The sequence below is a fragment of the Rhodococcus sp. 15-2388-1-1a genome (assembly GCF_002259145.1).
GTDB lineage: Bacteria > Actinomycetota > Actinomycetes > Mycobacteriales > Mycobacteriaceae > Rhodococcoides.
In genome coordinates this window covers 25,155-51,928 of record NZ_NPFP01000004.1, presented here as the reverse complement: position 1 = coordinate 51,928, position 26,774 = coordinate 25,155, and the positions used below count along the sequence as shown (strand labels likewise).

General features: G+C 64.8%; 28 protein-coding genes. 11 read left to right on the top strand and 17 right to left on the bottom strand.

The annotated features are described in order from the left end of the window. Positions 1–825 (top strand): hypothetical protein (locus CH302_RS03460; protein WP_255137309.1); only part of this gene is annotated, 825 nt, incomplete at its 5' end. Positions 826–968: 143 nt separating this feature from the next. Here the strand turns inward: CH302_RS03460 and CH302_RS03455 are convergent. From CH302_RS03455 to CH302_RS03425, 7 genes are all read right to left on the bottom strand, one after another. Next, positions 969–1,745, bottom strand: a complete 777-nt coding sequence (locus CH302_RS03455; RefSeq protein WP_037193401.1) for an enoyl-CoA hydratase — start codon at positions 1,743–1,745, stop codon at positions 969–971. Continuing rightward, a complete protein-coding gene (gene mmsB, locus CH302_RS03450) occupies positions 1,742–2,650 on the bottom strand; it encodes a 3-hydroxyisobutyrate dehydrogenase (protein ID WP_037193402.1) in 909 nt (302 codons plus the stop codon). Before mmsB ends, CH302_RS03455 begins: the two co-directional genes overlap by 4 nt. Next, entirely contained in the window at positions 2,647–3,705 is a 1,059-nt protein-coding gene (locus tag CH302_RS03445) for an enoyl-CoA hydratase/isomerase family protein (RefSeq protein ID WP_037193403.1), read from the bottom strand. Before CH302_RS03445 ends, mmsB begins: the two co-directional genes overlap by 4 nt. Further along, positions 3,702–4,841, bottom strand: a complete 1,140-nt coding sequence (locus CH302_RS03440) for an isobutyryl-CoA dehydrogenase (protein ID WP_037193404.1) — start codon at positions 4,839–4,841, stop codon at positions 3,702–3,704. Before CH302_RS03440 ends, CH302_RS03445 begins: the two co-directional genes overlap by 4 nt. Before the next feature lie 7 nt (positions 4,842–4,848). Further along, positions 4,849–6,357, bottom strand: coding sequence for a CoA-acylating methylmalonate-semialdehyde dehydrogenase (locus tag CH302_RS03435; protein ID WP_037193405.1), 1,509 nt, complete (start codon positions 6,355–6,357; stop codon positions 4,849–4,851). A 76-nt stretch (positions 6,358–6,433) separates the two neighbouring features. Then, complete coding sequence (locus CH302_RS03430) at positions 6,434–7,186, bottom strand: SWIM zinc finger family protein (protein ID WP_037193406.1); 753 nt, start codon at positions 7,184–7,186, stop codon at positions 6,434–6,436. Beyond that, positions 7,186–10,017: a DEAD/DEAH box helicase gene (locus tag CH302_RS03425; RefSeq protein ID WP_037193407.1), complete on the bottom strand. Its 2,832-nt coding sequence runs from the start codon at positions 10,015–10,017 to the stop codon at positions 7,186–7,188. Before CH302_RS03425 ends, CH302_RS03430 begins: the two co-directional genes overlap by 1 nt. 81 nt (positions 10,018–10,098) lie before the next feature. On the opposite strand from CH302_RS03425, the gene CH302_RS03420 reads away from it, so the two are divergent. The 3 genes from CH302_RS03420 to CH302_RS03410 all read left to right on the top strand — a co-directional run bounded on the left by CH302_RS03420 (position 10,099) and on the right by CH302_RS03410 (position 12,662). Continuing rightward, positions 10,099–11,004 (top strand): NADP-dependent oxidoreductase, encoded by a 906-nt coding sequence (locus CH302_RS03420; RefSeq protein WP_037193709.1) that lies wholly within the window; start codon positions 10,099–10,101, stop codon positions 11,002–11,004. 145 nt (positions 11,005–11,149) lie between these two features. Further along, positions 11,150–11,824, top strand: coding sequence for an HNH endonuclease family protein (locus CH302_RS03415; RefSeq protein ID WP_082323766.1), 675 nt, complete (start codon positions 11,150–11,152; stop codon positions 11,822–11,824). A 10-nt stretch (positions 11,825–11,834) separates the two neighbouring features. Further along, positions 11,835–12,662: a shikimate 5-dehydrogenase gene (locus tag CH302_RS03410; RefSeq protein WP_037193409.1), complete on the top strand. Its 828-nt coding sequence runs from the start codon at positions 11,835–11,837 to the stop codon at positions 12,660–12,662. A gap of 1 nt (position 12,663) precedes the next feature. Here CH302_RS03410 and nagB read toward each other — a convergent pair whose 3' ends face one another. Genes nagB through CH302_RS03395 form a run of 3 tightly spaced genes read right to left on the bottom strand, consistent with a single transcriptional unit; the run spans position 12,664 to position 15,872 of the window. Further along, positions 12,664–13,443 carry a glucosamine-6-phosphate deaminase gene (nagB, locus tag CH302_RS03405; protein WP_037193410.1) on the bottom strand — a complete coding sequence of 260 codons (780 nt, stop codon included), beginning with the start codon at positions 13,441–13,443 and terminating at the stop codon, positions 12,664–12,666. Beyond that, a complete protein-coding gene (locus CH302_RS03400; RefSeq protein ID WP_037193411.1) occupies positions 13,444–14,628 on the bottom strand; it encodes an N-acetylglucosamine-6-phosphate deacetylase in 1,185 nt (394 codons plus the stop codon). Continuing rightward, positions 14,625–15,872: a PTS transporter subunit EIIC gene (locus CH302_RS03395; RefSeq protein WP_052047888.1), complete on the bottom strand. Its 1,248-nt coding sequence runs from the start codon at positions 15,870–15,872 to the stop codon at positions 14,625–14,627. The genes CH302_RS03400 and CH302_RS03395 overlap by 4 nt, the downstream gene beginning before the upstream one ends. A 169-nt stretch (positions 15,873–16,041) precedes the next feature. On the opposite strand from CH302_RS03395, the gene CH302_RS03390 reads away from it, so the two are divergent. Both CH302_RS03390 and CH302_RS03385 read left to right on the top strand, forming a co-directional pair. Continuing rightward, complete coding sequence (locus CH302_RS03390; protein WP_255137311.1) at positions 16,042–16,278, top strand: glucose PTS transporter subunit EIIB; 237 nt, start codon at positions 16,042–16,044, stop codon at positions 16,276–16,278. After that, positions 16,275–16,736, top strand: a complete 462-nt coding sequence (locus CH302_RS03385) for a PTS sugar transporter subunit IIA (protein ID WP_037193412.1) — start codon at positions 16,275–16,277, stop codon at positions 16,734–16,736. Before CH302_RS03390 ends, CH302_RS03385 begins: the two co-directional genes overlap by 4 nt. A 2-nt stretch (positions 16,737–16,738) precedes the next feature. Here CH302_RS03385 and CH302_RS03380 read toward each other — a convergent pair whose 3' ends face one another. Continuing rightward, the gene (locus CH302_RS03380) at positions 16,739–17,482 is read right to left on the bottom strand and encodes a GntR family transcriptional regulator (RefSeq protein WP_170945949.1); all 744 of its coding nucleotides are present in this window, start codon (positions 17,480–17,482) and stop codon (positions 16,739–16,741) included. Positions 17,483–17,664: 182 nt separating this feature from the next. On the opposite strand from CH302_RS03380, the gene CH302_RS03375 reads away from it, so the two are divergent. Both CH302_RS03375 and CH302_RS03370 read left to right on the top strand, forming a co-directional pair. After that, positions 17,665–18,882, top strand: coding sequence for a benzoate/H(+) symporter BenE family transporter (locus tag CH302_RS03375; RefSeq protein ID WP_037193414.1), 1,218 nt, complete (start codon positions 17,665–17,667; stop codon positions 18,880–18,882). Positions 18,883–18,892: 10 nt separating this feature from the next. Next, a complete protein-coding gene (locus CH302_RS03370) occupies positions 18,893–19,366 on the top strand; it encodes an acyl-CoA thioesterase (protein ID WP_052047889.1) in 474 nt (157 codons plus the stop codon). 4 nt (positions 19,367–19,370) lie between these two features. Here CH302_RS03370 and CH302_RS03365 read toward each other — a convergent pair whose 3' ends face one another. After that, a complete protein-coding gene (locus CH302_RS03365; protein ID WP_037193415.1) occupies positions 19,371–20,396 on the bottom strand; it encodes a phosphotransferase family protein in 1,026 nt (341 codons plus the stop codon). A 114-nt stretch (positions 20,397–20,510) separates the two neighbouring features. After that, entirely contained in the window at positions 20,511–20,837 is a 327-nt protein-coding gene (locus CH302_RS03360) for a hypothetical protein (protein ID WP_052047890.1), read from the bottom strand. Between the two features lie 591 nt (positions 20,838–21,428). Here CH302_RS03360 and CH302_RS03350 point away from each other — a divergent pair. After that, positions 21,429–22,142 carry a hypothetical protein gene (locus tag CH302_RS03350; RefSeq protein ID WP_141216595.1) on the top strand — a complete coding sequence of 238 codons (714 nt, stop codon included), beginning with the start codon at positions 21,429–21,431 and terminating at the stop codon, positions 22,140–22,142. Between the two features lie 43 nt (positions 22,143–22,185). Here the strand turns inward: CH302_RS03350 and CH302_RS03345 are convergent, their stop codons facing one another. From CH302_RS03345 to CH302_RS03335, 3 genes are read right to left on the bottom strand one after another with little or no spacing between them, the layout of a single operon-like run. After that, positions 22,186–23,607 (bottom strand): NAD(P)(+) transhydrogenase (Re/Si-specific) subunit beta, encoded by a 1,422-nt coding sequence (locus tag CH302_RS03345; protein ID WP_037193418.1) that lies wholly within the window; start codon positions 23,605–23,607, stop codon positions 22,186–22,188. Continuing rightward, positions 23,607–23,930, bottom strand: coding sequence for an NAD(P) transhydrogenase subunit alpha (locus tag CH302_RS03340; protein ID WP_037193419.1), 324 nt, complete (start codon positions 23,928–23,930; stop codon positions 23,607–23,609). The genes CH302_RS03345 and CH302_RS03340 overlap by 1 nt, the downstream gene beginning before the upstream one ends. Then, positions 23,930–25,048, bottom strand: a complete 1,119-nt coding sequence (locus tag CH302_RS03335; protein ID WP_037193420.1) for a Re/Si-specific NAD(P)(+) transhydrogenase subunit alpha — start codon at positions 25,046–25,048, stop codon at positions 23,930–23,932. The genes CH302_RS03340 and CH302_RS03335 overlap by 1 nt, the downstream gene beginning before the upstream one ends. Positions 25,049–25,302: 254 nt before the next feature. On the opposite strand from CH302_RS03335, the gene CH302_RS03330 reads away from it, so the two are divergent. Both CH302_RS03330 and CH302_RS03325 read left to right on the top strand, forming a co-directional pair. After that, positions 25,303–25,743: an HIT family protein gene (locus CH302_RS03330; RefSeq protein WP_037193422.1), complete on the top strand. Its 441-nt coding sequence runs from the start codon at positions 25,303–25,305 to the stop codon at positions 25,741–25,743. Continuing rightward, positions 25,740–26,384 (top strand): Type 1 glutamine amidotransferase-like domain-containing protein, encoded by a 645-nt coding sequence (locus CH302_RS03325; RefSeq protein WP_037193423.1) that lies wholly within the window; start codon positions 25,740–25,742, stop codon positions 26,382–26,384. Before CH302_RS03330 ends, CH302_RS03325 begins: the two co-directional genes overlap by 4 nt. An 8-nt stretch (positions 26,385–26,392) precedes the next feature. Here the strand turns inward: CH302_RS03325 and CH302_RS03320 are convergent, their stop codons facing one another. Further along, entirely contained in the window at positions 26,393–26,704 is a 312-nt protein-coding gene (locus CH302_RS03320; protein ID WP_037193424.1) for a hypothetical protein, read from the bottom strand. Positions 26,705–26,774 lie beyond the last annotated feature (70 nt).

Here is a 26,774-nt window from a genome sequence, read left to right as displayed (position 1 = left end):
TCGCTAGTGTTGGGGGTCGGGGCGGGTGCGCACGGTGCACGCGCAATTCTGACGTATCTGGACAGCCCCCACCGCACACCCATCGTGTCGCGGACGGTTCGCCGCGCTCCCGGTCAGTCGCTGTCCACCACGATCGCCACCGGTGTCGACGCCATCCACTCGATCGCCGCGACGATGTCGCTCCCGGTACAGTTCTCCGCCATCGCCTATCGGGTTGCCACCGATCCCGGCACGGTCGCCACCCGAGGTACGGCCCGCACGGCCTCGCTCGTTCCGGAAACCGCTGCACAAGTGCGCTATCTGCGTTTCATCGGGCTGGTACCCAATCACGGCGTCACCGTGTTGTGCGATATCGGTAGCACCGGAACCACGGTGACCGTCATCGATCTCGCGTCCACGCGCACACTCATGACGCGGCGTACCGCGACGTTCTGCGGCGACGATCTCGATCACTCGGTGCGTAGGCTGCTCTCGTCCAACGGCGTTCGCGTCGGAATCGATGCCAGCCGGTCCATCAAGGAGCAACTGAGCATCGACTCCGTTGTCAGCACCACGGATTCATCCGGTACTGCGCGGCATGTGCTGACCCGCCGCGATTTCGACGATCTGATCGCCGGACCGGTGCGGTACGCGGGCATGCTGGTGGAGCAGACCATCCAATTGTCCGGTGCCAGACCGCAGTCCATCGTCGTGGTCGGCGGCGGCGCGAACATCACCTCGATTGCGCAGTCACTCGAGCTGCGGACCGGCCTGACGACTCTGGTGCCGTCGATGCCGGAGCTGGTCTCGGCCCGCGGGGCCGCCCTCCTGTCACCCGACAGGTAGGGCGGACCCGGGAGTGGAGCCTGCGGAACGACCGGTTGGGGTAGGAGTGGAGCCTGCGGAACGACCGGTTGGGGTAGGAGTGGAGCCTGCGGAACGACCGGTTGGGGTAGGAGTGGAGCCTGCGGAACAACCCAGAAGAGCAGTTAGCGGTGCTGGAAGTTCGGCGTCCGCTTCTCGATGAAGGCCGACATTCCTTCCTTCTGGTCCTCGGTGGCGAACGTGGAGTGAAACACGCGGCGCTCGAACAGAACACCCTCGCGAAGGCTCGACTCGAACGATCGGTTGACTGCTTCCTTCGCCATCATGACGACCGGTAGCGACATCTCGGCGATGGTGGTGGCGGTCGCGATGGCGTCGTCGAGGAGATCCGCGACCGGCACGATGCGCGAGACCAATCCTGCCCGCTCGGCTTCCTCGACCTTCATGTTGCGCCCGGTCAAGCACATCTCCATGGCCTTGGCCTTGCCCACCGCGCGGGTCAGACGCTGCGACCCGCCGATTCCCGGAATGACGCCCAGTTTGATCTCGGGTTGTCCGAATACCGCGGTGTCCGAGGCGATCAGAACGTCGCACAGCATCGCGAGTTCACACCCGCCGCCGAGTGCGTAGCCGGAGACCGCTGCGATCAGAGGTGTTCGAGCCGCTGCCAGTCGATCCCAGGCCGCGAAGAAATCGTCGAGGTACACGTCCATGTAGGACTTGGGCTGCATCTCCTTGATGTCGGCCCCAGCAGCGAAGGCCCGCTCGGAACCGGTGATCAGGATCGCGCCGATGCCGGAGTCCGCGTCGAGTTCTTCGACCACCGAGACGACCTCGCGCATCAGTTGAGAATTGAGCGCGTTCAATGCCTTGGGTCGATTGAGCGTGATGATGCCGACGCGTCCCCGACGTTCGAGCAGAATTGTCTCGTAGTCACTCACAGGCCTGCTCCGTTCGAGCGCTCGCGGATGTCGTTGATGATGCCGGAGAAGTCGACATCGGTGCCGCCCCCGGATGTTTCCTTGAACCGAGCGTACAACTCGGCTGCCCGTAGGCCGAGGACACCCTCGACACCGTTGTCGCGCAGTGCATTGGCAGCCAGACCCAGGTCCTTGTCCATGAGCGCCGCCGCGAAGCCCGGCTTGTACTCGTTGTTGGCGGGGCTCGTCGGGACCGGTCCGGGTACCGGGCAATTGGTCGTCAGTGCCCAGCACTGACCGGACGCAGTCGACGCCACATCGAACAACGCCTGATTGCTCAGACCGAGCTTCTCCCCCAACACGAACGCCTCGCTGATGGCGATCATCGACACCCCGAGGATCATGTTGTTGCAGATCTTGGCGGCCTGGCCGTTGCCCGCTGCACCGCAGTGCACCACCTTGCGCCCCATGACGTCGAGAACTGCTGCCGCAGAGGCAAAATCCTCTTCGGAACCGCCGACCATGAAGGTCAACGTTCCCGCGGCCGCTCCCCCGACACCACCGGAGACCGGCGCGTCCAGACTGCGGTGGCCTGCCTCGTGCACCAGCTTGTGCGCGGCATGCGCGTCGGCCACGTCGATGGTCGAGGAGTCGATGAACAACGTGCCCGGTGCGGCGGCAGGCAGCAGGTCCGCGTACAACCCGAGTACCAGTCTGCCGTTGGGCAGCATCGTGATGACGATGTCGGCATCGGCAACGGCGGCCACAGCCGACTCCACCACGGTGACGCCGTCCTTCGTGGCCTGCTCGAGCGCGGCAGGCACCAGATCGAAGCCCTGCACGGTGTAGCCGGCCACAGCCAGATTGGCGGCCATCGGTCCGCCCATGTGGCCGAGGCCGATGAAGCCGATCGTCTTCTTGCTCATGACTGCTCACCTTCTGTGTGTGCTTTCGACAGGCCCAGTTCCGCGTCCCCGAGAGGCGCGAAGTACCGGTCGACGTCCTCGCGCGTGACGTCTGCCAACGTACGCGGTTGCCATTGCGGGTTGCGGTCCTTCTCGACCACCTGTGCCCGAATTCCTTCGACGAGATCGTGGCTGGACAACGACGCGACCGACACGCGGTACTCCTCGTCGAGCACTGCCTCGAGCGTCGGCAGCGTCGCTGCCCGACGCAGCGACCTCAGTGTCACGGCCAGCGACACAGGCGATTTGGACACGATGTCCTCTGCGGACTTCTGCGCCTCCGGCACCGTGCTGGCGGCCAGAGCGTCGACGATGCCCTGGACGTCGTCGCCGGCGTAGCACTCGTCCATCCATCCCTGCTGTCCGGCAACGGTGGACTCCGGTGCCGGCTCACTGAACGTCGCGACGGCCTCGCCGACACTGACGCTCTCGAGTGCCGAGTAGAAGTCGTCCAGCTTGTCGGACGGGATGTAGTGATCGGCGAAGCCGACCGCGATGGCGTCGGCGGCATTCATTCGCGCCGTGGTGAGCGCGAAGTGGGTGCCGATCTCGCCCGGTGCACGCGAAAGTAGGTACGTGCCGCCCACATCCGGAACGAAACCGATTCCGACCTCGGGCATCGCGATCTTCGATCGCTCGGTGACGATGCGAGTGTTGGCATGTGCCGAGAGCCCGACGCCTCCGCCCATGACGATGCCGTCCATGATGGCAACGAACGGCTTGGGGAACCGAGCGATCGCGGCGTTGAGGATGTACTCCTCGCGCCAGAAGTCCTTGCTACCGTTGCCGCCGTCTTTCGCGTCGTGGTAGATCGAGACGATGTCGCCACCGGCACACAGTCCGCGCTCACCGGCCCCGGTCAGCAGCACGACGTCGACGGCGTCGTCGGTTGCCCACTGCGCCAACGCCGGTGCGATCTCGCGAACCATCGCATGATCGAGCGCATTGATGGCTTTGGGGCGGTTCAGGGTGATCCGACCGATACCACCGGAGACCTCGAGGATCACGTCGCTCATGCGGCACCCACGATCGATCGAGCCACGACCACCCGCATGATCTCGTTGGTGCCTTCGAGAATCTGGTGCACCCGAAGGTCGCGAACGATCTTCTCGACACCGTATTCACTGAGGTACCCGTACCCGCCCAGCAGTTGCAGCGCTCCGTTGGCGACCTCGAATCCGGTATCGGTTCCGAAACGCTTTGCCATAGCGCACATTTCGACCTTGTCGGGAGCGTCGTTCTGCAACGCGTCCGCGGCCCGCCACAGCAGTGTGCGGGCGGCCTCGAGTTCGGTCTTGAAATCGGCCAGTCGGAACTGAAGCGCCTGCGCATCGAGCAACCGTGCCCCGAACGCCTTGCGTTCGGCGAGGTAGGCAACGGCCTTGTCGAGAGCGGACTGCGCTCCGCCGACCGAACACGCGGCGATGTTGATGCGTCCGCCGTTGAGTCCGTTCATCGCGATACGGAACCCGTCGCCCTCGCTGCCGAGCATGTTCTCGGCGGGAATGCGGACTCCTTCGAGAATGACCTGACGAGTGGGCTGAGCGTTCCACCCCATCTTCTTCTCGTTGGCCCCGAAGGAGAGTCCCGCGGAGTCCTTCGGCACGATGAACGCCGAGATGCCACGCGGACCCGACGCGCCGGTGCGTGCCATCACCACGTAGACCTCGGATGTGCCTGCGCCGGAAATGAATTGCTTGACGCCGTTCAACACGTATTCGTCGCCGTCGCGCACTGCCTTGGTGCCGAGCATCGCGGCATCGGATCCCGCGCCGGGCTCGGTGAGGCAGTAGCTCCCCAGCTGATCCATCGCGCACAGGCCCGGGAGCCAACGCTGCCGTTGCTCGTCGTTTCCGTAGGTGTCGATCATCCAGGCGACCATGTTGTGGATGGAGATGTATGCCGCGATGGACGGGTCACCGGTGGCCAGTTGCTCGAAGATCCGCACCGAGTCGACTCTGGTCAGACCCGATCCACCCACATCCTCGCGAATGTAGATGCCGCCCATTCCCAGTCCCGCTGCCTTGCGCAGCACGTCGACCGGGAAGTGTTTCTGCTGGTCCCATTCGATGGCATTCGGTGCCAGGAACTCGTCGGCGAATTCGCGAGCGGTGTCGTTGATCGCGCGCTCGTCCTCGTTCAAGGTGAACATCGCCGGATCAGTCCATGTTCGGAATGACGAAGTGATTCTGTGCTGCCGCCTCTTTGGTGCCCGACGGCCAGCGCTGCGTGACGGTCTTGGTCTTGGTGTAGAAGCGGATCGAATCGGGTCCGTGCTGGTTCAGATCGCCGAATCCCGAACGCTTCCAACCACCGAACGTGTGGTACGCGATCGGGACCGGAATCGGCACGTTGACGCCGACCATGCCCACCTGGACGCGGGAGCAGAAGTCGCGGGCGGTATCACCGTCACGGGTGAAGATGGAGACGCCGTTGCCGTACTCGTGTTCGGTGGGCAGGCGCAGCGCGTCCTCGTAGTCCTTCGCGCGCACGACGATCAGGACCGGTCCGAAGATCTCTTCCTTGTAGATGCGCATGTCGGTGGTCACCTTGTCGAACAGCGTTGCGCCGGCGAAGAATCCACCCTCGTGGCCTTCGAGGCTGAATCCGCGTCCGTCGACGACGAGTTCGGCCCCCTCGTCCACACCGATCTGGGTGTAATCGTTGACTCGCTTCAAAGCATCGCTGCCCACGAGCGGTCCGAAGTCCGCGTCCTCGTCGTCGCTGCGGCCGATCTTCAGCTTCGCCACTCGCTCGGTCAGTTTGGCAACGAGGGCGTCGGCGGTCTCCTCACCGACCGGTACCGCGACGGAGATGGCCATGCAGCGCTCGCCTGCCGAACCGTAGGCGGCACCGAGAAGAGCGTCGGCAACCTCGTCGAGATCGGCGTCGGGCATCACCAGGGCATGGTTCTTGGCTCCACCGAAGCACTGCGCGCGCTTGCCGTGCTGCGCTGCGGTCTCGTAGATGTACTGCGCGATGGGAGTCGAGCCCACGAAGCCGATCGCCTTGACGCGGTCGTCGGTGAGGAGCACGTCGACAGCATCCTTGCCGCCGTTGACGACGTTGAACACACCCGGCGGCAGTCCCGCTTCGAGGAAGAGCTCGGCGAGCTTGAGCGGGACGGACGGGTCACGCTCGGAGGGCTTGAGGATGAACGCGTTTCCGCAGGCGATGGCCGGGCCGGCCTTCCACAGGGGAATCATCGCGGGGAAGTTGAACGGGGTGATTCCTGCTACGACGCCGAGCGGCTGACGCATCGAGTAGACGTCGATTCCACCGCCTGCGCCTTCGGTGTACTCACCTTTGAGCAGATGCGGGACGCCGACGGCGAACTCCACGACCTCGACGCCACGCTGGATGTCACCCTTGGCGTCGGCGATCGTCTTGCCGTGCTCGGACGAGAGCAAGCGGGCCAGTTCCTCGGTGTCGCGGGTGACGAGCGCCAGGAACTTCATCAGGACGCGGGCCCGACGCTGAGGGTTCCACTTGGCCCATTCACGTTGGGCCTGTTCGGCATCGGCGATGACGGCCTCGACCTCGGATACGTCGGCCAGGGGCACACGGGCCTGAACCTCGCCGGTGTTGGGGTCGAAGACGTCCCCGAAGTTTCCGGAGGTGCCTGCGACGTGCTTGCCGCCGATGAAGTGCGTGAGTTCGCGAGCCATGGGAGTGTCCGTCCTCGAGCGTGGAAGTGAAGTACGCCCATCCTATAGTCGGATGTCCATGTAAGTCCAGGAGTGGTCACATCCGGTCGTAGAACTGCCTCAGATCGGCACCGGCGCGACTGACCTCGGCCTCGGTCGAGCCGTCGGCGCGGAAGATTCGGCGCAGGATCAACGGATCGAGATCGTCCACCGCGGGGGCGAACGACACCTGGGGAAGTTCGGGGAAAGACGCGCGATCGGCGAACCAGTCATCGGGGTCGAACTCGTCGTCCCCGTCACCGACACCTTCGATCAGTTGATCGAGATCGACTCCACGCAACGTCAGGATGGTCGCGGCGGACGCGTCGATGTGCTCGGCGGCGATGTACATCAGAGCCGCCGCGTGTTTGCAGGGCCACCCGTCGTCGGGGCATGTGCAGTCGAAATCGAGCTGCCCCTTGTCGTGCGGCAGCAACACCGACGCCAGTGCCTGCGGAATGGCATTGGAGGCCAGCTCGGCCAGCATGCCGGGGTTCGATCGCACCCTGCCGACCAGCGCGGCTACTTCACCCTGCGTGAGCGGGTCGACGGTGACCGAGGCCGAGAACGGCTCGAGCTGACTGCCCTGCACCTCGCCGTATATCTGCCCGCGCTCGACACCGAGAGTGAGCACCTGCCCTTGGCGCGCATACGTTCTGCCCCGAGCAATCCGACCCGGATCCGCGAGGTCTTCCATGGCCGCCACGAAATGCCTGCCCCACCACGTCTGCCCGAACGCGCCGCGCTTGTTTCTGGACTCGATGCCGCCCTTGGCTTTTCGCCGCTTGCCGTACTGCGAGAAGTCGACCATCACTCCCCCACCGCATCCTCGCTGAGGCGGAACAGTTCCTGCAGCTCCGCGGTGTCCATCTCGGTCACCCAGTTCTCGCCGGTGCCCACCGCCAGATTCGCCAGGTCTTGCTTGGAGACGAGCATCGAGTCGATCCGTTCCTCCACGGTGCCGACGCACAGCAGTTTTCGCACCTCGACGTTCTTGCGCTGCCCGATGCGAAAGGCCCGGTCCGTCGCCTGATTCTCCACCGCCGGATTCCACCATCGATCCAGATGAACGACATGATTGGCGGCCGTGAGATTCAACCCGGTGCCGCCGGCCTTGAGCGAGAGCATCATGATCGGCGGACCGTCGTCGGTCTGGAACTTCTCCACCATCTCGTCGCGCTTGGTCTTGCTCACGCCGCCGTGCAGGAACGGCACCTCGGTGCCGAATCGTTCGGCGAAGTAGGGTGCCACGAGCTCACCGAACTCCCGGAACTGCGTGAACAACAACGCTTTCTCGTTGTCACCCAGAATCGAGTCGAGCATGTCCTCCACCAGACCGATCTTGCCGGAACGATGCTGCCCCCTCTTGAGCACCGGCGAGCCGTCGGACAGGAAATGAGCGGGGTGATTGCACACCTGTTTGAGACGAGTGAGCGCGGACAGCACCGCACCCTTGCGCTTCATACCCTTCGCGTCGGCGATCTGCGCCATCATCTCGTCGACGACGGCCTTGTACAGCGCAGCCTGCTCGGCCGTCAGGTTGGCGCGCACGGTCATCTCGTTCTTCTCGGGCAGATCCGAGATGACCGTCGGATCGGTCTTGACGCGACGCAGAATGAACGGCGAGGTGATGGCGCGCAGACGCGAGACTGCGCTCTCGTCGTTCTCTCGCTCGATCGGAACCGAGAATCGCTTTCGAAAGTCCGACGGCCTACCGAGCATTCCCGGATTGGCGAAGTCGAGAATGGACCTCAGCTCGTCGAGACGATTCTCGACCGGCGTTCCGGTGAGCGCCAGCTTGTGATCCGCGGGGATCGCGAGCGCCGCCTTGGCCTGCACGGTCCCCGAGTTCTTGATGTGTTGCGCCTCGTCGAGGACCACACGACGCCACGTCTGCTCCGCCAGCTGCTCGCGATCCTTGGCCATCAGCGCGTACGTGGTGACGATCAGATCGTGCTCGGCGATCGCCCGGTCGAGCTCGTCGCCCTTCGACCGGGCCGGCCCGTGATGCACCAGAACTCGCAGTGCCGGAGTGAATTTCGCCGCCTCACGCTGCCAGTTGCCGACCACCGACATCGGTGCCACCAGCAGCGTCGGCGTCGAACTCTTTTCGTGCGCGAGCAGTGTCAGCACCTGCAGCGTCTTGCCCAGCCCCATGTCGTCGGCGAGTACCGCCCCGAGACCGAGCCGACTCATGAACGCGAGCCAATCGAGCCCACGCTGCTGATACGGCCGCAGAGTCGCGTTCACACCGTCCGGTACGGGGATCGTCTCCGGCACCGCACCGGGCTCGAGCAACGTGGCCGCCCATCCCGAGGCACGAATGTCCTGGACCGGAGCCGGCGGTGGATCGGCCAGAGTCATCTCGCGCATCAGCGTGCTCAGCGCAGTCCCGTCACCGTGATGCTCGGCGACGTACTTGGCAGCCCGCGCGAGCTGACCGCCGTCGGCCAACACCCACTGACCGCGGAGCCGTACGAGATCGCCCTTCGAGACGGCGAGCCTGTTCATCTCCGCCTCGGTGAGCACCATGTCGCCGAGTTGGAGCTGCCAGTCGTAGGACACCAGTTCGTCCATGCCGACCGCCCGATCGGCTGCCGCTTTCGTCACCGCCGGTGACTCGACGCGCAGCCTCATCGACGGATCCAGCCTCGTCCAGGCCCGAGGCAACAGAACCGTCGTCCCGGTGGCCTGCAGTGCCGTCGCACCGTGTTCGACGAGGTCGATGACCACCGACGTCGGAAGCAACAGATCGAGGGTGCCTTCCTGAGACGGCAGATCGCGCAGTCTCGGGTACGCCGCCACGGCGTCGCCGAGCTTGCGCACGGCGATGGAGAGCAGAGTGGCATCGACCTTGCGGCTCATCGGAACCGGTCGCGGCGCTTCGCCATCGGCTCGCAGACACACCTGCAGCGTCCAGTAGGACTCCACTGCGTCCTCGGAGGAACTGTCGACGGCGTCATCGTCATCGGGTTCGAGCAGGCGGAGCACCAGGGACGGCTCGTCGACGGTGAGGCTTCCACGCCAGTTCTCGAGCAACGTCGACATCTGTTGGGTGCCATCGGCATACGGGTCGTCGCGAATCAGAGCCGACAACAGCGGATGCTCCGAGTCGGGTCTGCCCAGAACCGATCTGACGATCGGATCGGTGAGCTCCTCCACCATGTCGTCGAGGATCTTCTTGGGCCGCTCACCCGCACGCTGCACCGACGGCATCGCGACGGCGAGTTCGCTGAGCCAGGCACGTTGACGTTCGCCCCCGACCAGACGCCACCGCGGCCACCACTGCCCGTCCATCAACTTCAGGGCCGGAACGACGCGACCGCCGCGGACCCAGCGTTCGATTCCGCGGGCGACGTGCGCCAGGTAGCGGAGGTCACCGGAGATCGACGGGTGGTCGGACGGCGTCCGCAACAGCAGGTCGGCACCGTCGTGCGGGGCGAGTGCGATGGCCGGAACCTGTACCGGGGCCTGCGCGGTGGAAGTGCGTCCGGATGACGGAAACGACACCGCGGCACGGTGCCGGAACGTTCTGGTGAGCACGTGCGCGTGGGTCGGCGGCAGATCGGGTTCGTCGCCGGTGGTGATCTCGTCGTCCCACAGCATCAGCCCGGCACCGGGAGACCAGAGACCGTGCAGCATCGGTCCATCCAATCAGCAAGCACCGACACACTTCAGGTGAGGCGCTCCCGAGCGGGTCGTTGGGTGAGGCACAGTATGTACATGATCGCGTACGGCTTCAGTGAATACGGCGGACCCGACACCGAATACCTTCTGGACCTCCCTGTCCCAGAGCCGGGACCGGGGCAGGTTCTCGTCGCGGTCCACGCCGCCGGGGTCAATCCCGCGGATTGGAAGGTGCGGGCGGGCAACCGCAAGGACACCGTGCAGATCACCTTGCCCGCGGTTCTGGGTCGGGAGGTATCGGGCACGATCGTGTCGGTCGGCGGCGATGTGGCCGACTTCGCGGTGAGCGACCACGTGTTCGGAGCCACCGCGTCGGGATACGGAGGCTATGCGCAGTACACCGTGCTCAACGCGTCGAGCAGTGCCCACAAGCCGGAAGCCGTCTCGTGGGCAGCCGCGGCCACGCTGCCGGTGGCTGCCGGAACCGCGTACGACGCGCTGCGCCGACTCGCCGTCGGCGCGGGTGATTCCATCCTGGTGCTGGGCGCAGGTGGCGGCGTGGGTTCGACCGTTCTGCAACTCGCGCGAGCCGACGGTATCGACGTTCTCGCGGTCGCGAGTGCTGGCAAGCGGGAGTGGATCGAGAGCCTCGACGCAGAATTTCTCGCCTCCGGCCCCGATTTCGTCGAGTCGATGTCACGACCGGTGAACGGCATCATCGATCTCGTCGGAGGCGACAGCTTGCGCGCCGCCGCGACCGCAGTGACCGCGGGGGTGCCGATCGTCAGCGTCGCAGACCCGGTGCTCGCAGCGCAGTGTGGCGGTTCCGGAGTCGATCGCGACCGCACCACCGCGGCATTTGCGCGGCTGGCGGACCTGACCGCGTCGGGCGTCATTCGTCCGCGAATCGACCATGTGTTCCCGCTCGAACGTGCGGGTGAGGCTCTCGCCCTCGTCGAGGACGGGCACGTGCTCGGCAAGGTCGTCGTCGAGGTTCGCTGATGCCGGATTCGTGTCGGTGGAGAACTGTCGGGACCTTCCGGCACACTGCTGTCGCGAGGACCGATGACCGAACAACAAGATCGACGATGGGGCGTGCGTGAGAAAGCTGTGGGTGGCGGTACTGCTGGCGATCGCCGCGGCCGTGATGGCTGTGTTCGGCTCGTGCGACCGGCCCGTCGTCCCCGGCTTCTCCCCCGCCGAACCGGCTCCCGGTAGCCCCACTCGCACCCAGATCGAGCAGTTGCTCGCCCAGGTTCGTGTGGTCGCCGACCGACCCGATGCTCTCGGCTACGAGCGCGGGTGCAAGAGCGGCGAAGGGTGTGTGTTCGGCCCGGCATGGACGGACGACTACGACGGGCCGGGCGGCCACGACGGTTGCGGTACCCGCGACAACGTCCTGGCGCTGTCGATGACCGGGGTCGAGTTCCGGGCGGGCACCCGCGACTGCGTCGTGCTGTCGGGTTCGCTCGCAGACCCGTACTCCGGTGAGCCGATGCAGTTCACCAAGTCCGACGCCGGAAAGATTCAGATCGATCACGTCTACCCGCTGTCCGCTGCGTGGGATATGGGCGCGAACATGTGGTCGCCCGACAAACGCGTTCGGTTCGCCAACGACGTGGCGTTCAATCTGCTCGCGGTCAACGGAGCAGACAATCAGAGCAAGAGCGACAAGACACCCTCGCAATGGTTGCCGCCGAACGCGGCCTACCACTGCTTCTACGCGGGCAAGTACCTCTCGGTCGCTGCCCAGTACGAGTTGCCGATCACCCAGGACGATCGGAGTGTTCTCGCTTCGGTCGCCTCTACATGCGCGGCGTAACGTCTCAGCGATGGCAACAGCACACCCGCGCAGCTTCCTCGACCGTGAGACACAGCTCTGTATGTCCCTGTCCGGCCGACCGAGCAATATCGGAACTCGCTTCCACAACTATCTCTACGACGAATTGAACCTGAATTTCGTCTACAAGGCGTTCACCACCACCGACCTCGCCGCCGCGGTGGGCGGTGTTCGCGCGCTGGGCATCCGAGGCTGCGCCGTCTCGATGCCGTTCAAGGAAGATGTGATCGAACTGGTCGACGTGATGCACGAGTCGGCGAGCGCGATCGAATCCGTCAACACGATCGTCAACGAGAACGGCGTCCTGCACGCGTACAACACCGACTACCAGGCCGTCGCGAACCTACTCGCCGCGAGCGGCTTCTCGACCGACTACTCGGTGGCCGTCACCGGCAGCGGCGGTATGGCCAAGGCTGTCGTTGCCGCACTGCGAGATTCGGGTTTCACCCGGGGCACCGTCGTCGCCCGCAACACGAACACCGGCCCGGTGCTCGCCGAGACCTACGGCTACGACTGGTCTGCCGACGCAGTGGGCGCAGACTTGCTGGTGAACGTGACTCCGGTGGGTATGGCCGGCGGACCGGACGCTGATTCGGCACCGTTCACCGTCGAGCAGATCGACGCAGCGAAGGCCGTGTTCGACGTCGTCGCCATGCCGTCGGAGACGCCGCTGATCGTTGCTGCCCGAGCGGCGAACAAGCCCGTGATCACCGGCGCTCAGGTCATCGCCCTGCAGGCGGCAGAACAGTTCGTCCTCTACACCGGAGTGCGGCCGTCGGACGAACAGATCGCGCGCGCATCGGAGTTCTCGCGCAGCTGACTCACAGGTGCTGCCACCGGGGCTTGTTTGCATAGGCGTACCGGTAGTAGTCCGCGAGGGTGAGCGACGACGCCGCAGCCTCGTCCAACAGCACCGTTGCGTGCGGGTGCCATTGGATCGCCGACGCCGGACAGTGCGCCGACAGCGGTCCTTCGACGGCCGCCGCCACCGCCTCCGCTTTCGACTCCCCTGTTGCGATCAACACCAGGTGACGGGCCTCGTCGATGGTGCCGAGACCCTGCGTCAGTACGTGATGCGGCACGTCCTCGGGCGAGTCGAAGAAACGGGCATTGTCGGCGCGAGTCTGTTCGGTCAGCGTCTTGACCCGCGTCCGCGATCGCAGTGAAGATCCGGGCTCGTTGAAGCCGATGTGTCCGTCGGTGCCGATTCCGAGGATCTGAACATCGATGCCGCCTGCCGCCGCGATCGCCGCGTCGTACCGCTGCGCCTCCGCCGCGATGTCGTCCGCTTCGCCGTCGGGCGAGAACACTGCGGCGTCGTCCAGGTCGACGTGGTCGACGAAGTTGTCTCGAATGAACGAAAAGTAGGACTGCTCGGCTGCTTTCGCCAGTCCGATGTATTCGTCGAGGAGAAAGGCTCGGCATCGCGCGAACGACAGGCCGTCGTCCCGATGCCGTCGAGCCAACTCGCGATAGGTGCCCACCGGGGTCGACCCGGTCGCCAGTCCCAGCACAGCCGGACCGGCTCGCACCACTCGTTCGACGATGTCGGCGGCCGTTCGATCCACTGCGTCGACCCCCTCGAGGATCACGACCTCCATCTAGCTGTCCTCTCTGATTGCAGTTCCGCTTCTGATCACCTGTAGTGGCTCGAACGCCGCGTCGACCACCAGCACGTCGGCTCTCATGCCCTGTTCGAGGCACCCGATGTCGGAGCCGAGTCCGATCGATGCCGCCGGAGTCGACGATGCGGCCCGGACCGCTTCGACAATGGGTACGCCGGCGTCCAGCACGGCGCGGCGCACCAGGTCCAGCACGGTCGCGGTTCCGCCCGCGATCGGAGCGGTCTCGGAGTCTGCGTCGCGGGACAACCGTGCGACCGAGTGCTGGACGGTCACATCCAGTGGTCCGAGTCGGTAGCGACCGTCCGGCATTCCGGCCGCGGCCATCGCGTCGGACACCAGCGCGATCTGTGCGCCACCGACGAGATCGAACACCGCGCGCACGGTCTCGTCGGCGAGATGCACTCCGTCGCCTATCAATTCGAGCACCATCACGCTGCGGGCCGCGGCCGCCAGGCACTCGCTCACCGGGCCCGGCGATCGATGATGCCAGGTCGGCATTCCGTTGAACAGGTGCGTGGCCGTCATCGGACCGTCCCCCAGCGACTCGACAGCGCGTCGGGTGGTGAGCGCATCGGCGTCCGTGTGCCCGATGCTCGGCAGTATGCCGTTCTCCCGCAACATCTCTGCTACGGCAGCGAAACCGTCGATCTCGGGCGCAAGGGTCATCGACCGCACGGCTCCCCGGCCCGCGGCCAGTATGTCGCGCAGCAGTCCGGGATCTCCGCTGCGCAGCGAGGCCGGGTCCTGCGCGCCGCAGCGGGCGACCGAGAGAAACGGCCCCTCGATGTGGACGCCTGCGATGTCACCGGACTCGTACAGATCGGCCAACAGCGACGTCTGCTCGATCAGTCGTTCCGGCGGTGCCGACACCAGTGAGGCGAGCATCGTCGTGGTCCCGCGGGAGCGGTGATGCCGCACCGCCGTCATCAGATCGACGGCCGGTGAATCGGGAAACGAAGCCCCCGCTCCACCGTGGCAGTGCAGATCGATCAACCCGGGGAGGATCGTCGAATTCGTGTGCGGTGCTCGATCACCGGTCCATGCCGATGCCGGTCCGACCCAGGAGATCCGGTCTCCCGTCGACGCGACGACGCCGTCCTCGATCACCTGGTCGCGCGTGACGACACGCCCTCGGAGCGTCGTTGCAGTGGATGCGGTCATGCCCGGTCGGGTTCGAGCACAGCGTCGTCCTCACGTCCGGGGGTGCGCAGGTTCCACTTCTTGATGACGAAGCTGAACAGGAAGTAGTAGATCACCGCGTACACCAGGCCGATCGGAATGAGCAGCCATGCCTTGGTGGCGATTCCGTAGTTCAGCAGGTAGTCGATGCCACCGGCGGAGAAGAAGAATCCGTCATGGATTCCGAGGGCATTGGTCAGCGCCATCGAGGTTCCGGTCAACACCGCGTGGATGATGTAGAGCGGCCAGGCCACGAACATGAACGAGTATTCGAGCGGCTCGGTGATCCCGGTGACGAAGGCAGTCAGGCCGGTGGACAACATGATTCCGCCGACGATCTTCTTCTGCGACGGCTTGGCGTTGCGGTAGATCGCGAATGCCGCAGCGGGAAGTGCGAACATCATGATCGGGAAGAATCCGGTCATGAACACTCCGGCGGACGGGTCGCCGGCGAAGAACCGGTTCAGATCGCCGCGGACCAATTGACCGCTTGCATCCTGGTAGTCCCCCACCAGGAACCAGACGACGGAGTTCAAAATGTGGTGCAGCCCTGTGGGAATGAGCATGCGGTTGGCGAAGCCGTAGATTCCGCTACCCACCACGCTGTGGTCGGCGACGGTGTTGCCCACCCACTGGAGAGCGCTGTAGAAGAGTGGGTACACGAACGACATGATCACGGCGACGACGAGACCGGTGATCGCCGTCATGATCGGCACCAGACGACGGCCGCTGAAGAAGCCGAGATAATCCGGCAGCTTCTGTCGATAGAAACGCTGCCAGAGAATTGCCGAGAGCAGTCCGATGACGATGCCTGCCAACACGCCGTAGTCGATCACTGCCGGGTCACCGTTGGCATCGACCTCTCCGTCGAGCACGACCGGCGACATTGCCGTGAAGACTCCGTTCATCACCATGTAGCCGACCACAGCTGCGAGCGCGGTCGAACCATCGGACTTCTTGGCCCAGCCGATGGCGATACCGACCGCGAAGATGAGGGGAAGCCAGGTGAAAACCGACTGGCCTGCCGCGGAGATGACCGCAGCAGTGGTCTTCAGTGCGCTGAACCTACCCAGCAGGTCGTCCTGACCGAGCCGCAGGAGAATTCCGGCTGCGGGCAGAACAGCGATCGGCAGCATGAGGCTGCGACCGAACCGCTGCAGCCCGGCCAATGATCGTGATTCCTTCTTCGGCTCGGTATCGATCGAGTCCGTCTTCTTCGGGGTCATGGCGACCTTCTCTTCGAGGCTGGTCCTTCGAGGGCAATTTCGCTGTTGTGACCGGATGCCATCAGGGGTACTGTCCGGTCATTACCAGTTGTAGTTTGGCCAGGTGGCAGGCTCGTGTCAACCCGGCCATGTGATCCACCCGACAGATACAAGCCGACAGAAAGCGAGAATCTCCATGTCCAAAGCGGACGCGATCGTCGAAGGCCTCGGCGGTGCCGACAACATCGTCGAGATCGAAGCGTGCATCACTCGGCTGCGCACCGAGGTGAAGGACGGGTCGTTGGTGAACGAGGCGGCGCTCAAGGCAGCAGGTGCCCACGGCGTATTTCACAAGGGAACCGCCGTTCAGGTCATCGTCGGTCCCGAAGCGGACACGCTCGCAGAAGACATCGGCGACATCCTGTGAGCGCAAGGGCGATCCTCAGCCCGGTTGCCGGGCAGGTCATCTCGCTCGCCGACGTGCCCGACCCGGTGTTCTCGGCGCAGATGGTCGGCTCCGGTGTCGCACTACGCCCGGCTCCGAACGACGGGTCCGTCGAGGTTCGTTCACCGGTCGCGGGCACGATCCTCAAACTTCACCCGCACGCGTTCGTCGTCTTCACCGAGGACAAGGCGGGCGTGTTGGTGCACATCGGCATCGACACCGTGAAGATGAAGGGCGCGGGCTTCGAACTCGTTGCAGCAGAGGGCGATCGAGTCGAGGCCGGCGACCTCGTCGTCACCTACGATCCCGCAGCGATCGCGGCGGCGGGCTACTCGGATGTCGTTCCGGTGGTGTTGATGGATTCGAAGCCGGATTCGGTCACGAGTGCGAGCATCGACAACTCCGTGGCAGTGGGCGACCTTCTGTTCGAGCTGCCCTGATCTCACCGACGTTGCGGGGTGCGTCGCCCGCCTTCGACTTCCATCGACAATTGGTACCGATCGCAGCGGTACCAGCTCTCGGTATGTTCGAGCGGCTCGTCGCCGCTGAAGGAGACTCGGTCGAAATACAGCACGGGGGCACCGCGCTTGGTGCCGAGCAGGGTGGCGGTATCACTGTCTGCCGCAGTGGCTTTGACGGTCTGCTCGGCCCGGTCGATGGTCAACCCGTAGTGGATCTGGACGGCCTCGTACACCGACTTGCTCAGATCGTGCTCGATCAGTCCTGGTAGCAGGGAAGCCCGGTACCACGCGTCGTCGACGCTGACCGGTTCGGCGTCGGCCAGCCGTAGACGCTTGACGTGGTAGGTCTGTTCTCCGTCGGCCAGGCCGAGAGCACGAGTCGTTGCCGCCGAGGGGCTTTCGAGCCGCGCGAACAGCACCACAGTGGTAGGCGTCAGCCCCTGCGCGCGCATCTCCTCGGAGAACGATGCCAGGTGCAAACGAGACTGCACGGTGCGACTGGCCACGAATGTGCCCTTGCCACGGACTCGCACCAGATGCCCGTCGTTGACGAGCTGGCCGATCGCTTCGCGGACGGTGATACGGCTGACACCGTAGTCCTCCATCAGTTTTCGCTCGCTGGGCATCAGATCGCCGGGTTGCAGCTCCTTGGTGCAGCGGTGCAACAGAATTGCGCGAAGCTGTTCGTGCTTCGGGACTTGACTGTCCCTCAGATGTACGGGCATCACCACTGCGCCGGCCTTTCCGTCACTCGCCGAACCAGCGGTACGGACTGGTCCGGTCCAACCAAGAGACTACGTCACGTCGACGGTGCCCCGACAGCATTCGGCCACGGACTGGTGGCGCCGACTCGGCTCGAGGGGAAACGACGCGACAGGCGACGGCCCACAGTGCATCATCGTCAGTCGTGACCACAGCCGACGCCGCCGACAGACCGACGCCACTCTCGACCCCTGTCAGCGCTGGAATCGTGGCCTCACTGGTCGGCTTCACCAGCTCGTTCGCTGTCGTGCTGACGGGCCTGCGGGCAGTAGGTGCCAGCCCGACCGAGGCGGCCTCGGGATTGCTGGCGCTCTGTGTCACGCAGGCGGTGGGCATGATGTGGCTCGCACGCAGATATCGACAGCCCATCACCCTGGCGTGGTCGACGCCGGGCGCTGCGCTGCTCGCCGGAACCGGTGTGGTCGTCGGAGGGTGGCCCGCCGCTGTGGGTGCCTTCGTCACTGTCGGGGTGCTGATCGTCCTGACGGGCCTGTGGCCCAGACTCGGCGCTGCGGTGTCGAAGATTCCGGTACCACTCGCTCAGGCGATGTTGGCCGGAGTGCTGCTACCGCTGTGCGCGGCACCGGTCGGTGCGTTCTCCGATTCACCCGCTCGGATAGCGCCGGTGGTACTCCTCTGGCTCGTGGTACTTCGATTCAGTGCGCGCTGGGCGGTGCCCGCTGCGTTCCTCGCGGCGGCTGCAGTCATCGCAGCGGACTTGATCGGCGGCGGCACACCCATCGCGGCGTCCGATCTGATCCCTCGAATCGACTGGACGGTTCCGCACTGGACCTGGCAGGCGACGATCGGTATAGCGGTGCCGCTGTACATCGTCACCATGGCGTCGCAGAACATCCCGGGCACCACCGTCATGGCGTCGTTCGGCTTCCGAATTCCTTGGCGGGCGTCGATGACGGTCACCGGAACCGGCACTGTCCTGGGCGCATTCGCGGGTGGGCACACGATCAACCTCGCCGCGATCAGCGCTGCGCTCGCGGCGAATCCCAGTGCCCATCCGGACCCGAAGCGGCGTTGGGTCGCGGCCTTCTCCGCGGGTTCCTCGTATCTGGTGTTGGCGCTGCTGTCCGCGGCATTGGCAACCCTGGTTGCCGCAGCCCCGCCAGGCGTGGTCGAAACCGTTGCCGGACTTGCTTTGTTGGGAACTCTCGCGGCATCACTGTTCGGTGCACTCGAACATGCATCGGACAGAGAGGCGACCGTTCTGACGTTCCTCGTCGCCGCTTCCGGCCTGACATTCGCAGGAATCGGCTCCGCATTCTGGGCATTGGTCGTCGGTCTGGTGGTCCGAGCGATCCTGCGCCGTCCGTCCCCGGCGACGCCCGCTACCGACGCCACTGGTTAAGGTCACGTTCATGACCGATCAGGTGAACCGCGGGCCGGAGTTGTCGCACGCATCGGACTATCCGGCTCTGTGGCCCGTGACGACGCGATGGGACGACAACGACCACTACGGCCACGTCAACAACGTCACCTACTACGCGTATTTCGATACCGCCGTCAACGGTTGGTTGATGGAGACGACCGGACTCGATATCCGGACACTGCCGGCGATCGGTGTCGTCGCCGAAACCTCGTGCCGCTACCTGTCCGAGTTGAGCTTTCCGGATCGGCTTCAGGTCGGCCTGGCCGTCGAGAAGCTGGGCACCCGTAGCATCGTGTACTCGCTCGGGTTGTTCCGCGAGGCAGGCAACGATGCGTTGGAGCTGGCGGCGAAGGGTCGATTCGTACACGTGTACGTCGACGGGACAACGCGTAGACCGGTGGCGATTCCGCCCGAAATCGAGAGCGCAGCGCGGACTCTGGTGATCGGGACCGGGTCGATCTGACCGACTACAGGCCGATCTCGTCGGCTGTACGCAACGCCCTGGTGACGATGTCGTCGATGAGCGTCGTGGTCGGCCCGCCTGCCACGGCCCGGTTTCGCGAGTCGGCTTCCATACGGCGCATGACACCTTCGGCGATGATCGAGAGCTTCCACAACGCCAGCACCTGCCAGAATCCGACATCGGAGACGTCGCGCCCGGTGTGTTGCGCATACGACTCGACGAGCTCGGCCCGAGTGGGAAAGCCCGGCAGAGTCGACGCCATGAACGGACCGGCGACCCCGTCGTCGGCTTGCGGCCAGTAGGCCAGCAGGCCGCCGAGGTCCGCCAACGGATCTCCGAGTGTGCACAGCTCCCAGTCGACGACCGCCGCGACACGACCGTCTTCGCGAGCCGTGATGACGTTGCTGAGGTGGAAGTCTCCGTGTACCAGGGTCACTTCGTGCTGCGGAGGAATCCCCGCTGCCAATCGAGTTGCCAGCGAATCGATACCGGGTACGTCGCGAGTGCGCGAGGATTCCCACTGCTTGGTCCACCGGGCGAGTTGGCGAGCGGCGTACGGCTTGTGACTGGCCAGATCTGCCAGACCCGAGGAGTCGAGATCGACGCGGTGGATGTCGGACAGTGCCACCGTGAGGCCGAGCCCGACGCGGCGTCGGTGATCGGGGTCGAGTTGTTCGGCTGCCGCCACCGAGTCGACGACGATCCCGTCGACGAAACTCATCAGCACGAGCGGGACCTCGGACACCGAAGGATCCTCGGTGATCGCGATCATCTTCGGAACCGGCACCGCCGTGTTCTGCAGTCCGGAAAGAATTCGATGTTCGCGCACCACGTCGTGTGCGGACGCCAGCAGATGCCCCAGTGGTGGACGCCGAAGTACCCAGCTGCTGCCACCGGCGTCGCGCACGGCATAGGTGAGATTGGACTGACCGTTGCCGATTCGCTGGAAGGTGAGAGGCGAAGTTGCGCCGATCCCCAATCCTGCGATCCAGGTCGATACTGCGTCCTCGTCCAGTCCCACTGCGCCCATACAGAACCCTCACTTCGCCGCGCGACACCGTTGTCGACTGCCGTCATCGGAATTCGACCGATAGTAGCGAAGCGGAACCTGCCCTGGTGCGAAAGACTCCGGGCCCGGGGCGAGTCAGCTGGCGCGCACGAAGGCGGGGATCAGAGCCGGTGTGGCAACTGCTGCGGCCGGCACCGCTGCTCCGTGACGCTTGACGGCGATTTCGTCCACTTCGCCGATCAGCATTGCTACCAGCGTCTCCGGCTCGGCCGCCCACACCGAGGAGATGTTGCGTACCTCGGCGGGAGCGAAGAGGCCGCTGTTGGTCAGTGCATCGATCCACTCGGCGACTGCCTCGGCGGTGGGCTCCGGCACGGTGGATCGGTCGAGGGAATCCGCTTCGAACTCGTTGCAAAAGAACGCGCGGACCATGTCGAGCTGTCCCTGAGACATTGCGGTCATGTTCTTCTCCTTCGAGTTTCCGGCGTCCGTAGCTGTCGAGTACCCGATTCCGGCGGGCTGTGACGGGCACCACGGTCCGTTTCCAGATCGTTATCGATTTGGGTGTAACGGCCGAATCCGGGTTTCCGATGCGGCTGAAACTACGCCCTTTCGGACGGTCTCGCCCAGGGTGAACTGGACTATGTGAGTATCGTCACACACATGGACCCATCCAATCAACGCCTTGCAACGAAGTCATAGCTCGCATTGCGAAATGCTGTGACGGTGAACAATCGAAGGACAAACGCCCAGCTGAGCGGACCGAGGACCACCAGAGGGCGCGATTCGGCGGCAGGAATGCGAGCATCGCCGATCGGATCCACTCGATTCCATTCCAGGTCAGTGGCCCGCTTCACCCTCACAAACCAGTTTCCGCCCCCGAATGGATCGGCCAAACCAACTCGGAGAATTTGACTGGCGGCCACCGCTACTCGAAACTGCATGATTCCGCTCGGACCGTGCTGTGTGATCGAATCGTTACCACGGCAAGAATCAGCCGCTTCCCATGTTCCTCACATCCTGCGTTCAGCCGGTTCGGGCACCGTGGCACTCATGCCTCCACCGAGCCTGGATTCCGGACCGATCCGCGCATCCACCGACGCCGAGACGCCTGCCGTGCCGTCCAGCACCTCGAGCCGTCCACGCCGGCGAGCGGTCGTCGTGCGGGCGGCCGTGTCAGGTGCCTCCGCGGTCCTGCTGCTGATCTTCCTGATGTGGGCACCGCACGCCGCACCCTCGACGTTCGGGGAATCCATCCCCGGCTCGGCAGTGGCCGCTCACGTACTCGATGCGATCGATGTGACCGCCGTCTTGATCGCCGTGGCCGCGCTCGCGGTCGTGGCGCTGATACGCAAGCTGCCGTTCGGCATCGGGGTGGTGATCGCCTGCACCATCGGTGCCGTCGTGACCAGTGCGCTCGCCCGCGAGATCATGGGAGCCACGACGGCGTCCGCAGACCTTCCGAGCGGTCAACTCGTCGCTGTGGCCTCGCTGCTCGGAGCTGCATCGATGGTGGCGTCCGCGGCGTGGCGGCCCGTGATCCTCGGTCTGGGAACTGTCGCGACGCTCGCGGTGGCGGCGGCCGCCCTGATCGTCGGATCCGCGTCCATCACCGGGATCGTGAGCGCAGCATCGATCGTGTTCGTGTGGTGGCCGGCGTGCTCGATCGTCATGCTCTTCTCACCCGACGCAGCTGCCCGTGAAGCCCGCAACCCGCTCGACACGGCCGCGCTGGCCGTTCGACGCAAGACGGGGCGCTCCCGGTGATGAACAACGGGAGCGCCCCATCGAGGCTGCTGACTGCTCGCGACTAGAGAGCCTTGAGCTCCTCGGTCACCTCGGAAACCGATTTCTTCGCGTCACCGAACAGCATCGAGGTGCCCTCGGCGAAGAACAACGGGTTCTCGATACCTGCGAATCCGGACGACATCGACCGCTTGAGAACGATGACCGACTTCGATTGATCGACGTTCAGGATCGGCATGCCGTGAATCGGGCTCGACGGATCGTTGCGCGCAGCCGGATTGGTCACGTCGTTCGCGCCGATGACCAACGTGACATCGGTACGGGCGAACTCGTCGTTGATGTCGTCCATCTCCTTCATCGCGTCGTATGCGACGTCGGCCTCTGCAAGGAGCACGTTCATGTGCCCGGGCATGCGACCGGCGACGGGGTGAATGGCGTATTTGACCTCGACACCCTTCGACTCGAGCAGCTTGGCCATGTCTTTGACCGCATGCTGTGCCTGCGCAACGGCGAGGCCGTATCCGGGAACGACGATGACCTGGTTTGCGTACGCCATCTGGATGGCAGCGTCGGCTGCGGACGTGGCCTTCGCCGTTCCCCCACCTGCGCCGGCGGGACCTGCAGCAGCGTCACCGCCGCCGAATCCACCGGCGACGATTGCCGGAATGGATCGGTTCATGGCCTTGGCCATGAGGTTGGTCAGGATCGTGCCGGACGCGCCGACGATCATGCCTGCAACGATCATCGCGGTGTTGTTGAGCGCCAGACCTGCCGCCGCAGCAGACAAACCGGTCAGAGCGTTGAGCAGCGAAATGACGACCGGCATGTCTGCGCCGCCGATGGGCAGCACCACCGTCAGACCGAGAATTCCGGCTAGTACCAGAACCGCAACGATCCACCACTGCGACACCCCTCCGCCCGGAGTGGCGTTGATGCCGATGACCACTGCAGCGGCCACAGCGCCGATCAGCAGTAGAGCGTTGAGCGGCTGCTGCAATTTGCCGATGGTGATGGGCGAACCGGGCAGGGTCTCCTGCAGCTTGAGAAACGCGATCAGTGATCCCCAGAACGAGATCGACCCGATGATCGCCGCGAACAGCGACCCGATGACGATGTGGACAGTCGGTGATTCACCGTGCTTGAAGTTCGAGAATCCCGACGTGTCGAGGAACTCGGCCCAGGCGATCAACGCGACGGTTCCACCGCCGACGCCGTTGAACAGAGCCACCAGCTGTGGCATCGCGGTCATCTTGACCCGGCGAGCAGGCGGGATACCGAGCGCAACGCCGACGACCAGACCGACGACGATCAGAATCCAGTTGCCGGTGTCTCGGATGGAGATCAGCGTCGCCACGACAGCGAGGAACATGCCGACCGCGGCGATCTGGTTGCCACGCACGGCCGTCTTCGGTCCGGTCAGACCCATCAGGCCGTAGATGAACATGCCGAAGGCGACGATGTAGAGAATGTTGACGAGATTGTCCATCAGGAGTCAGCACCCTTCTTGGCCTCGGCAGGAACGGGCTTGGACTTGAACATGCCGAGCATGCGGTCGGTGACCACGAATCCACCGATGACGTTGACGGTTCCGAACACGAGAGCGACGAACAGGATGACCTGCAGGCCGATGGACGGATCGTCGACCTTGCCGAGCACCACCAGGGCACCGAGCACGACGATGCCGTGGATGGCATTGGTTCCCGACATCAACGGGGTGTGCAAGGTGTTGGGCACCTTGGAGATCACGGCGAAGCCGACGAACCCGGACAACACCAGGATCGCGATGTTCGCGAGCAGCGGGGTGTACATCAGTTCTCCTTCTCACGTGTCACGCAGGCACCGGCGAGAACCTCGTCCGAGAAATCGGGGGCGAGCTTGCCGTCGACCAACATGAGTTCGAGCAATGCCGAGATGTTCTTCGAGTACAGCTCGCTGGCGTGCTCGGGCATCGAGGCCGGCAGGTTCAACGGCGAGCAGATGGTGACATCGTGCTTGACGACCGTCTCGCCGGGCTCGGTGAGTTCGCAGTTGCCTCCGGTTTCCCCTGCGAGGTCGATCACGACGCTGCCGGGCTTCATGCCCTCGACGGCTGCGGCCGTGACCAGTCGCGGGGCGGGGCGTCCGGGAACCAACGCGGTGGTGATGACCACGTCGAATCCCTTGATGGCCTCTTCGAGAGCCTTCTGCTGTTGCACCCGCTCGTCTTCGGTCAGCTCACGCGCGTATCCGCCCTCGCCCGCGGCGTCGATCCCCAGATCGAGCCACTGCGCGCCGACGGAGCGAACCTGATCCGCCACCTCCGGTCGCACGTCGTACCCGGTGGGGCGGCCGCCCAGACGCTTCGCGGTGGCGAGCGCCTGCAGACCTGCCACGCCGACGCCCAGTACCAGCACGGTAGCGGGCTTGACGGTGCCAGCGGCGGTGGTGAGCATCGGGAAGAACCGGGTGGACTCCGACGCGGCCAGCAGCACGGCCTTGTAGCCGGCGACGTTGGCCTGAGAGGACAGTGCGTCCATCACCTGCGCCCGCGAGATCCGCGGAATCGCTTCGACGGCGAAGGCCTGTACTCCGGCCGCCTTCAACGCCCCGATGCTGTTCTCCGCGTTGCGCGGTGCCAGGAATCCGATGAGCGTCGAGCCCGACTTCAGCTTGGCGATCTCGGCGTCGGACGGCGGCGCAACCTTCACCACGACGTCCGCCGACCATGGATCACCGATGGTCGCTCCGGCGGCGACGTACAGCTCGTCGGGAATCAGAGCGCCGAGACCGGCACCCGATTCGACGACGATCTCCACGCCCTTACCCGTCAAGGAGGCAACGATCTTGGGCACCAGGGCGACGCGACGTTCGCCCTCCCCCGATTCCCGAACCACACCGACGACAGTCGTGGATCCCGAACCCTTCTCAGTGCTCTGCGATGTATCCAAATCTCCGTCTTCCTGCGTTGAATGGTGTCCACTGATCGGCCGATGGTCCCGAACGTGCGACGAGTGGACGAACCCATGCGACAAAGGCACAAGGTCCCTGATAGTAGCCAGAGGAGACAGACCGCGGGTAACCCGGAACACAGTCCGATTCGTTCTGAATCGAGTCCGTTCGGCATTCCGCGGTTACAGGACGAGCAATTGTGATGCACGCCATACAGGTCTATCGGTGATGATCGGACCCTACAGTGACAACCGTGGAATCTTGCATCTTCTGTGCCATCGTCGCCGGCGACGCCCCCGCGCACCGTGTGTTCGAGAACGACCACGCGATCGCCTTTCTCGACATCCGGCCGGTCAGTCGCGGACACCTGCTCGTCGTCCCGCGCGAGCACGCCACCGATCTGAACTCGACCCATCCGGACGCGGCCGCCGACGTGTTTCGCGTCGGACACACCCTGTCGCGCGCAGTGCGCCACTCGGACCTGCGCGCCGACGGAGCCAATCTCGTCATCAACGACGGCAAGGCCGCGTTTCAGACGGTCTTCCACCTGCATCTGCACGTGGTGCCCCGGTGGCACCGGGATCGCTTCCGGTTCGCGGCCGGGTTCGTGACGCGTCGCCTGAGTGAGCCCGAGCGTGTCGCGGACGCCGTTCGCGTCGGGTTGGCCCGGCTGAACGGCGAATCGACAGCATGAAGCTGTTCCTGTCGTCCTATCGATTCGGCGGCCACTCCGACGCTTTCGTCGAGCTCACCGGGCCGCCGTCCGATATCGCGATCATCGCGAACGCATCGGACGCGTGGCCCCTCGCCGCTCGCACGTCCTCGCTCCGAAGCGAGTTCGGTCCGCTGCGGGAGCTCGGGTACCGGCCTGCCGAGCTGGATCTGCGCGATTACGTGGGTCGGCCCGCCGCATTCGAGCGCGCACTCGACGGCTTCGGTGCGGTGTGGGTGCGCGGGGGCAACACCTTCGTCCTGCGCGCTCAACTCGCCCGCTCGGGTGCAGACGAGATCCTCACCGAGCGTGTTCGGCGGGGATCGATCGTGTACGGCGGATACAGCGCGGGCGCGTGTGTGGCCGCACCATCGTTGATCGGAGTCGAGGACGCGGACGACCCAGGCGAGGTTCGGCCCGCCACCGGTGTCGATCCGGTGTGGATCGGACTGGGCCTGGTCGATTACTCGATTGTCCCGCATCTGAATTCTGTTCTGGACGAGAACGATTCGGGGCACGCTACGGTGCAGCGCCTACGCAGGGACGGTGTCGACTGTCATGGGTTGACCGACGAACAGGCCATCGTCGTCGATGCGTCGGGGACGCGGTTGCTCGGTACTTGACCCTTACATCAGCCCAGGCGGGCAAGTGGTGCGAGCCGGTCCAGCGAGGACCATGCCAGCGAGCACCGCCTGGCGGTCATCTCGTCCGCGTCGAGCACCAGCATGTCGAACAACTGCCGAGGGGCCTGATGCCACGAGTCGGCAATGCGCGCGATGGTTGCTCGATCGAACAGCCCGGACTGCGTCAACGCCTGAACCCATTCGTCGATCTCGCCTCGGTGAATGCGCTCGATGGTGTCGTATTCGATTCCGCCCCCGAGGAATTCGTACGAGAACATCGCGGCCACGTAGTTCCAGGAGTCACTTCCGGGATCGATCATGGTGCAGCCTCCTTGTCGACTCGCACCGCGTGGGGTGCGAGGTTCGCTGCGCTGGACGCTAGCGTGGCGA

What these genes read in the sequence shown, in the direction of transcription:
- CH302_RS03435 (WP_037193405.1), bottom strand. Translation starts at nt 6,357, where the DNA reads ATGGCTCGCGAACTCACGCACTTCATCGGCGGCAAGCACGTCGCAGGC.
- CH302_RS03410 (WP_037193409.1), top strand. Translation starts at nt 11,835, where the DNA reads ATGGCAACAGCACACCCGCGCAGCTTCCTCGACCGTGAGACACAGCTC.
- CH302_RS03360 (WP_052047890.1), bottom strand. Translation starts at nt 20,837, where the DNA reads ATGACCGCAATGTCTCAGGGACAGCTCGACATGGTCCGCGCGTTCTTT.
- CH302_RS03400 (WP_037193411.1), bottom strand. Translation starts at nt 14,628, where the DNA reads ATGACCGCATCCACTGCAACGACGCTCCGAGGGCGTGTCGTCACGCGC.
- CH302_RS03325 (WP_037193423.1), top strand. Translation starts at nt 25,740, where the DNA reads ATGAAGCTGTTCCTGTCGTCCTATCGATTCGGCGGCCACTCCGACGCT.
- CH302_RS03340 (WP_037193419.1), bottom strand. Translation starts at nt 23,930, where the DNA reads ATGTACACCCCGCTGCTCGCGAACATCGCGATCCTGGTGTTGTCCGGG.
- CH302_RS03380 (WP_170945949.1), bottom strand. Translation starts at nt 17,482, where the DNA reads ATGCCCGTACATCTGAGGGACAGTCAAGTCCCGAAGCACGAACAGCTT.
- CH302_RS03430 (WP_037193406.1), bottom strand. Translation starts at nt 7,186, where the DNA reads ATGGTCGACTTCTCGCAGTACGGCAAGCGGCGAAAAGCCAAGGGCGGC.
- CH302_RS03345 (WP_037193418.1), bottom strand. Translation starts at nt 23,607, where the DNA reads ATGGACAATCTCGTCAACATTCTCTACATCGTCGCCTTCGGCATGTTC.
- CH302_RS03370 (WP_052047889.1), top strand. Translation starts at nt 18,893, where the DNA reads ATGACCGATCAGGTGAACCGCGGGCCGGAGTTGTCGCACGCATCGGAC.
- CH302_RS03440 (WP_037193404.1), bottom strand. Translation starts at nt 4,841, where the DNA reads ATGTTCACCTTGAACGAGGACGAGCGCGCGATCAACGACACCGCTCGC.
- CH302_RS03425 (WP_037193407.1), bottom strand. Translation starts at nt 10,017, where the DNA reads ATGCTGCACGGTCTCTGGTCTCCCGGTGCCGGGCTGATGCTGTGGGAC.
- CH302_RS03350 (WP_141216595.1), top strand. Translation starts at nt 21,429, where the DNA reads ATGCCTCCACCGAGCCTGGATTCCGGACCGATCCGCGCATCCACCGAC.
- CH302_RS03365 (WP_037193415.1), bottom strand. Translation starts at nt 20,396, where the DNA reads ATGGGCGCAGTGGGACTGGACGAGGACGCAGTATCGACCTGGATCGCA.
- CH302_RS03415 (WP_082323766.1), top strand. Translation starts at nt 11,150, where the DNA reads ATGGCTGTGTTCGGCTCGTGCGACCGGCCCGTCGTCCCCGGCTTCTCC.
- CH302_RS03445 (WP_037193403.1), bottom strand. Translation starts at nt 3,705, where the DNA reads ATGAGCGACGTGATCCTCGAGGTCTCCGGTGGTATCGGTCGGATCACC.
- CH302_RS03395 (WP_052047888.1), bottom strand. Translation starts at nt 15,872, where the DNA reads ATGACCCCGAAGAAGACGGACTCGATCGATACCGAGCCGAAGAAGGAA.
- mmsB (WP_037193402.1), bottom strand. Translation starts at nt 2,650, where the DNA reads ATGAGCAAGAAGACGATCGGCTTCATCGGCCTCGGCCACATGGGCGGA.
- nagB (WP_037193410.1), bottom strand. Translation starts at nt 13,443, where the DNA reads ATGGAGGTCGTGATCCTCGAGGGGGTCGACGCAGTGGATCGAACGGCC.
- CH302_RS03320 (WP_037193424.1), bottom strand. Translation starts at nt 26,704, where the DNA reads ATGATCGATCCCGGAAGTGACTCCTGGAACTACGTGGCCGCGATGTTC.
- CH302_RS03420 (WP_037193709.1), top strand. Translation starts at nt 10,099, where the DNA reads ATGATCGCGTACGGCTTCAGTGAATACGGCGGACCCGACACCGAATAC.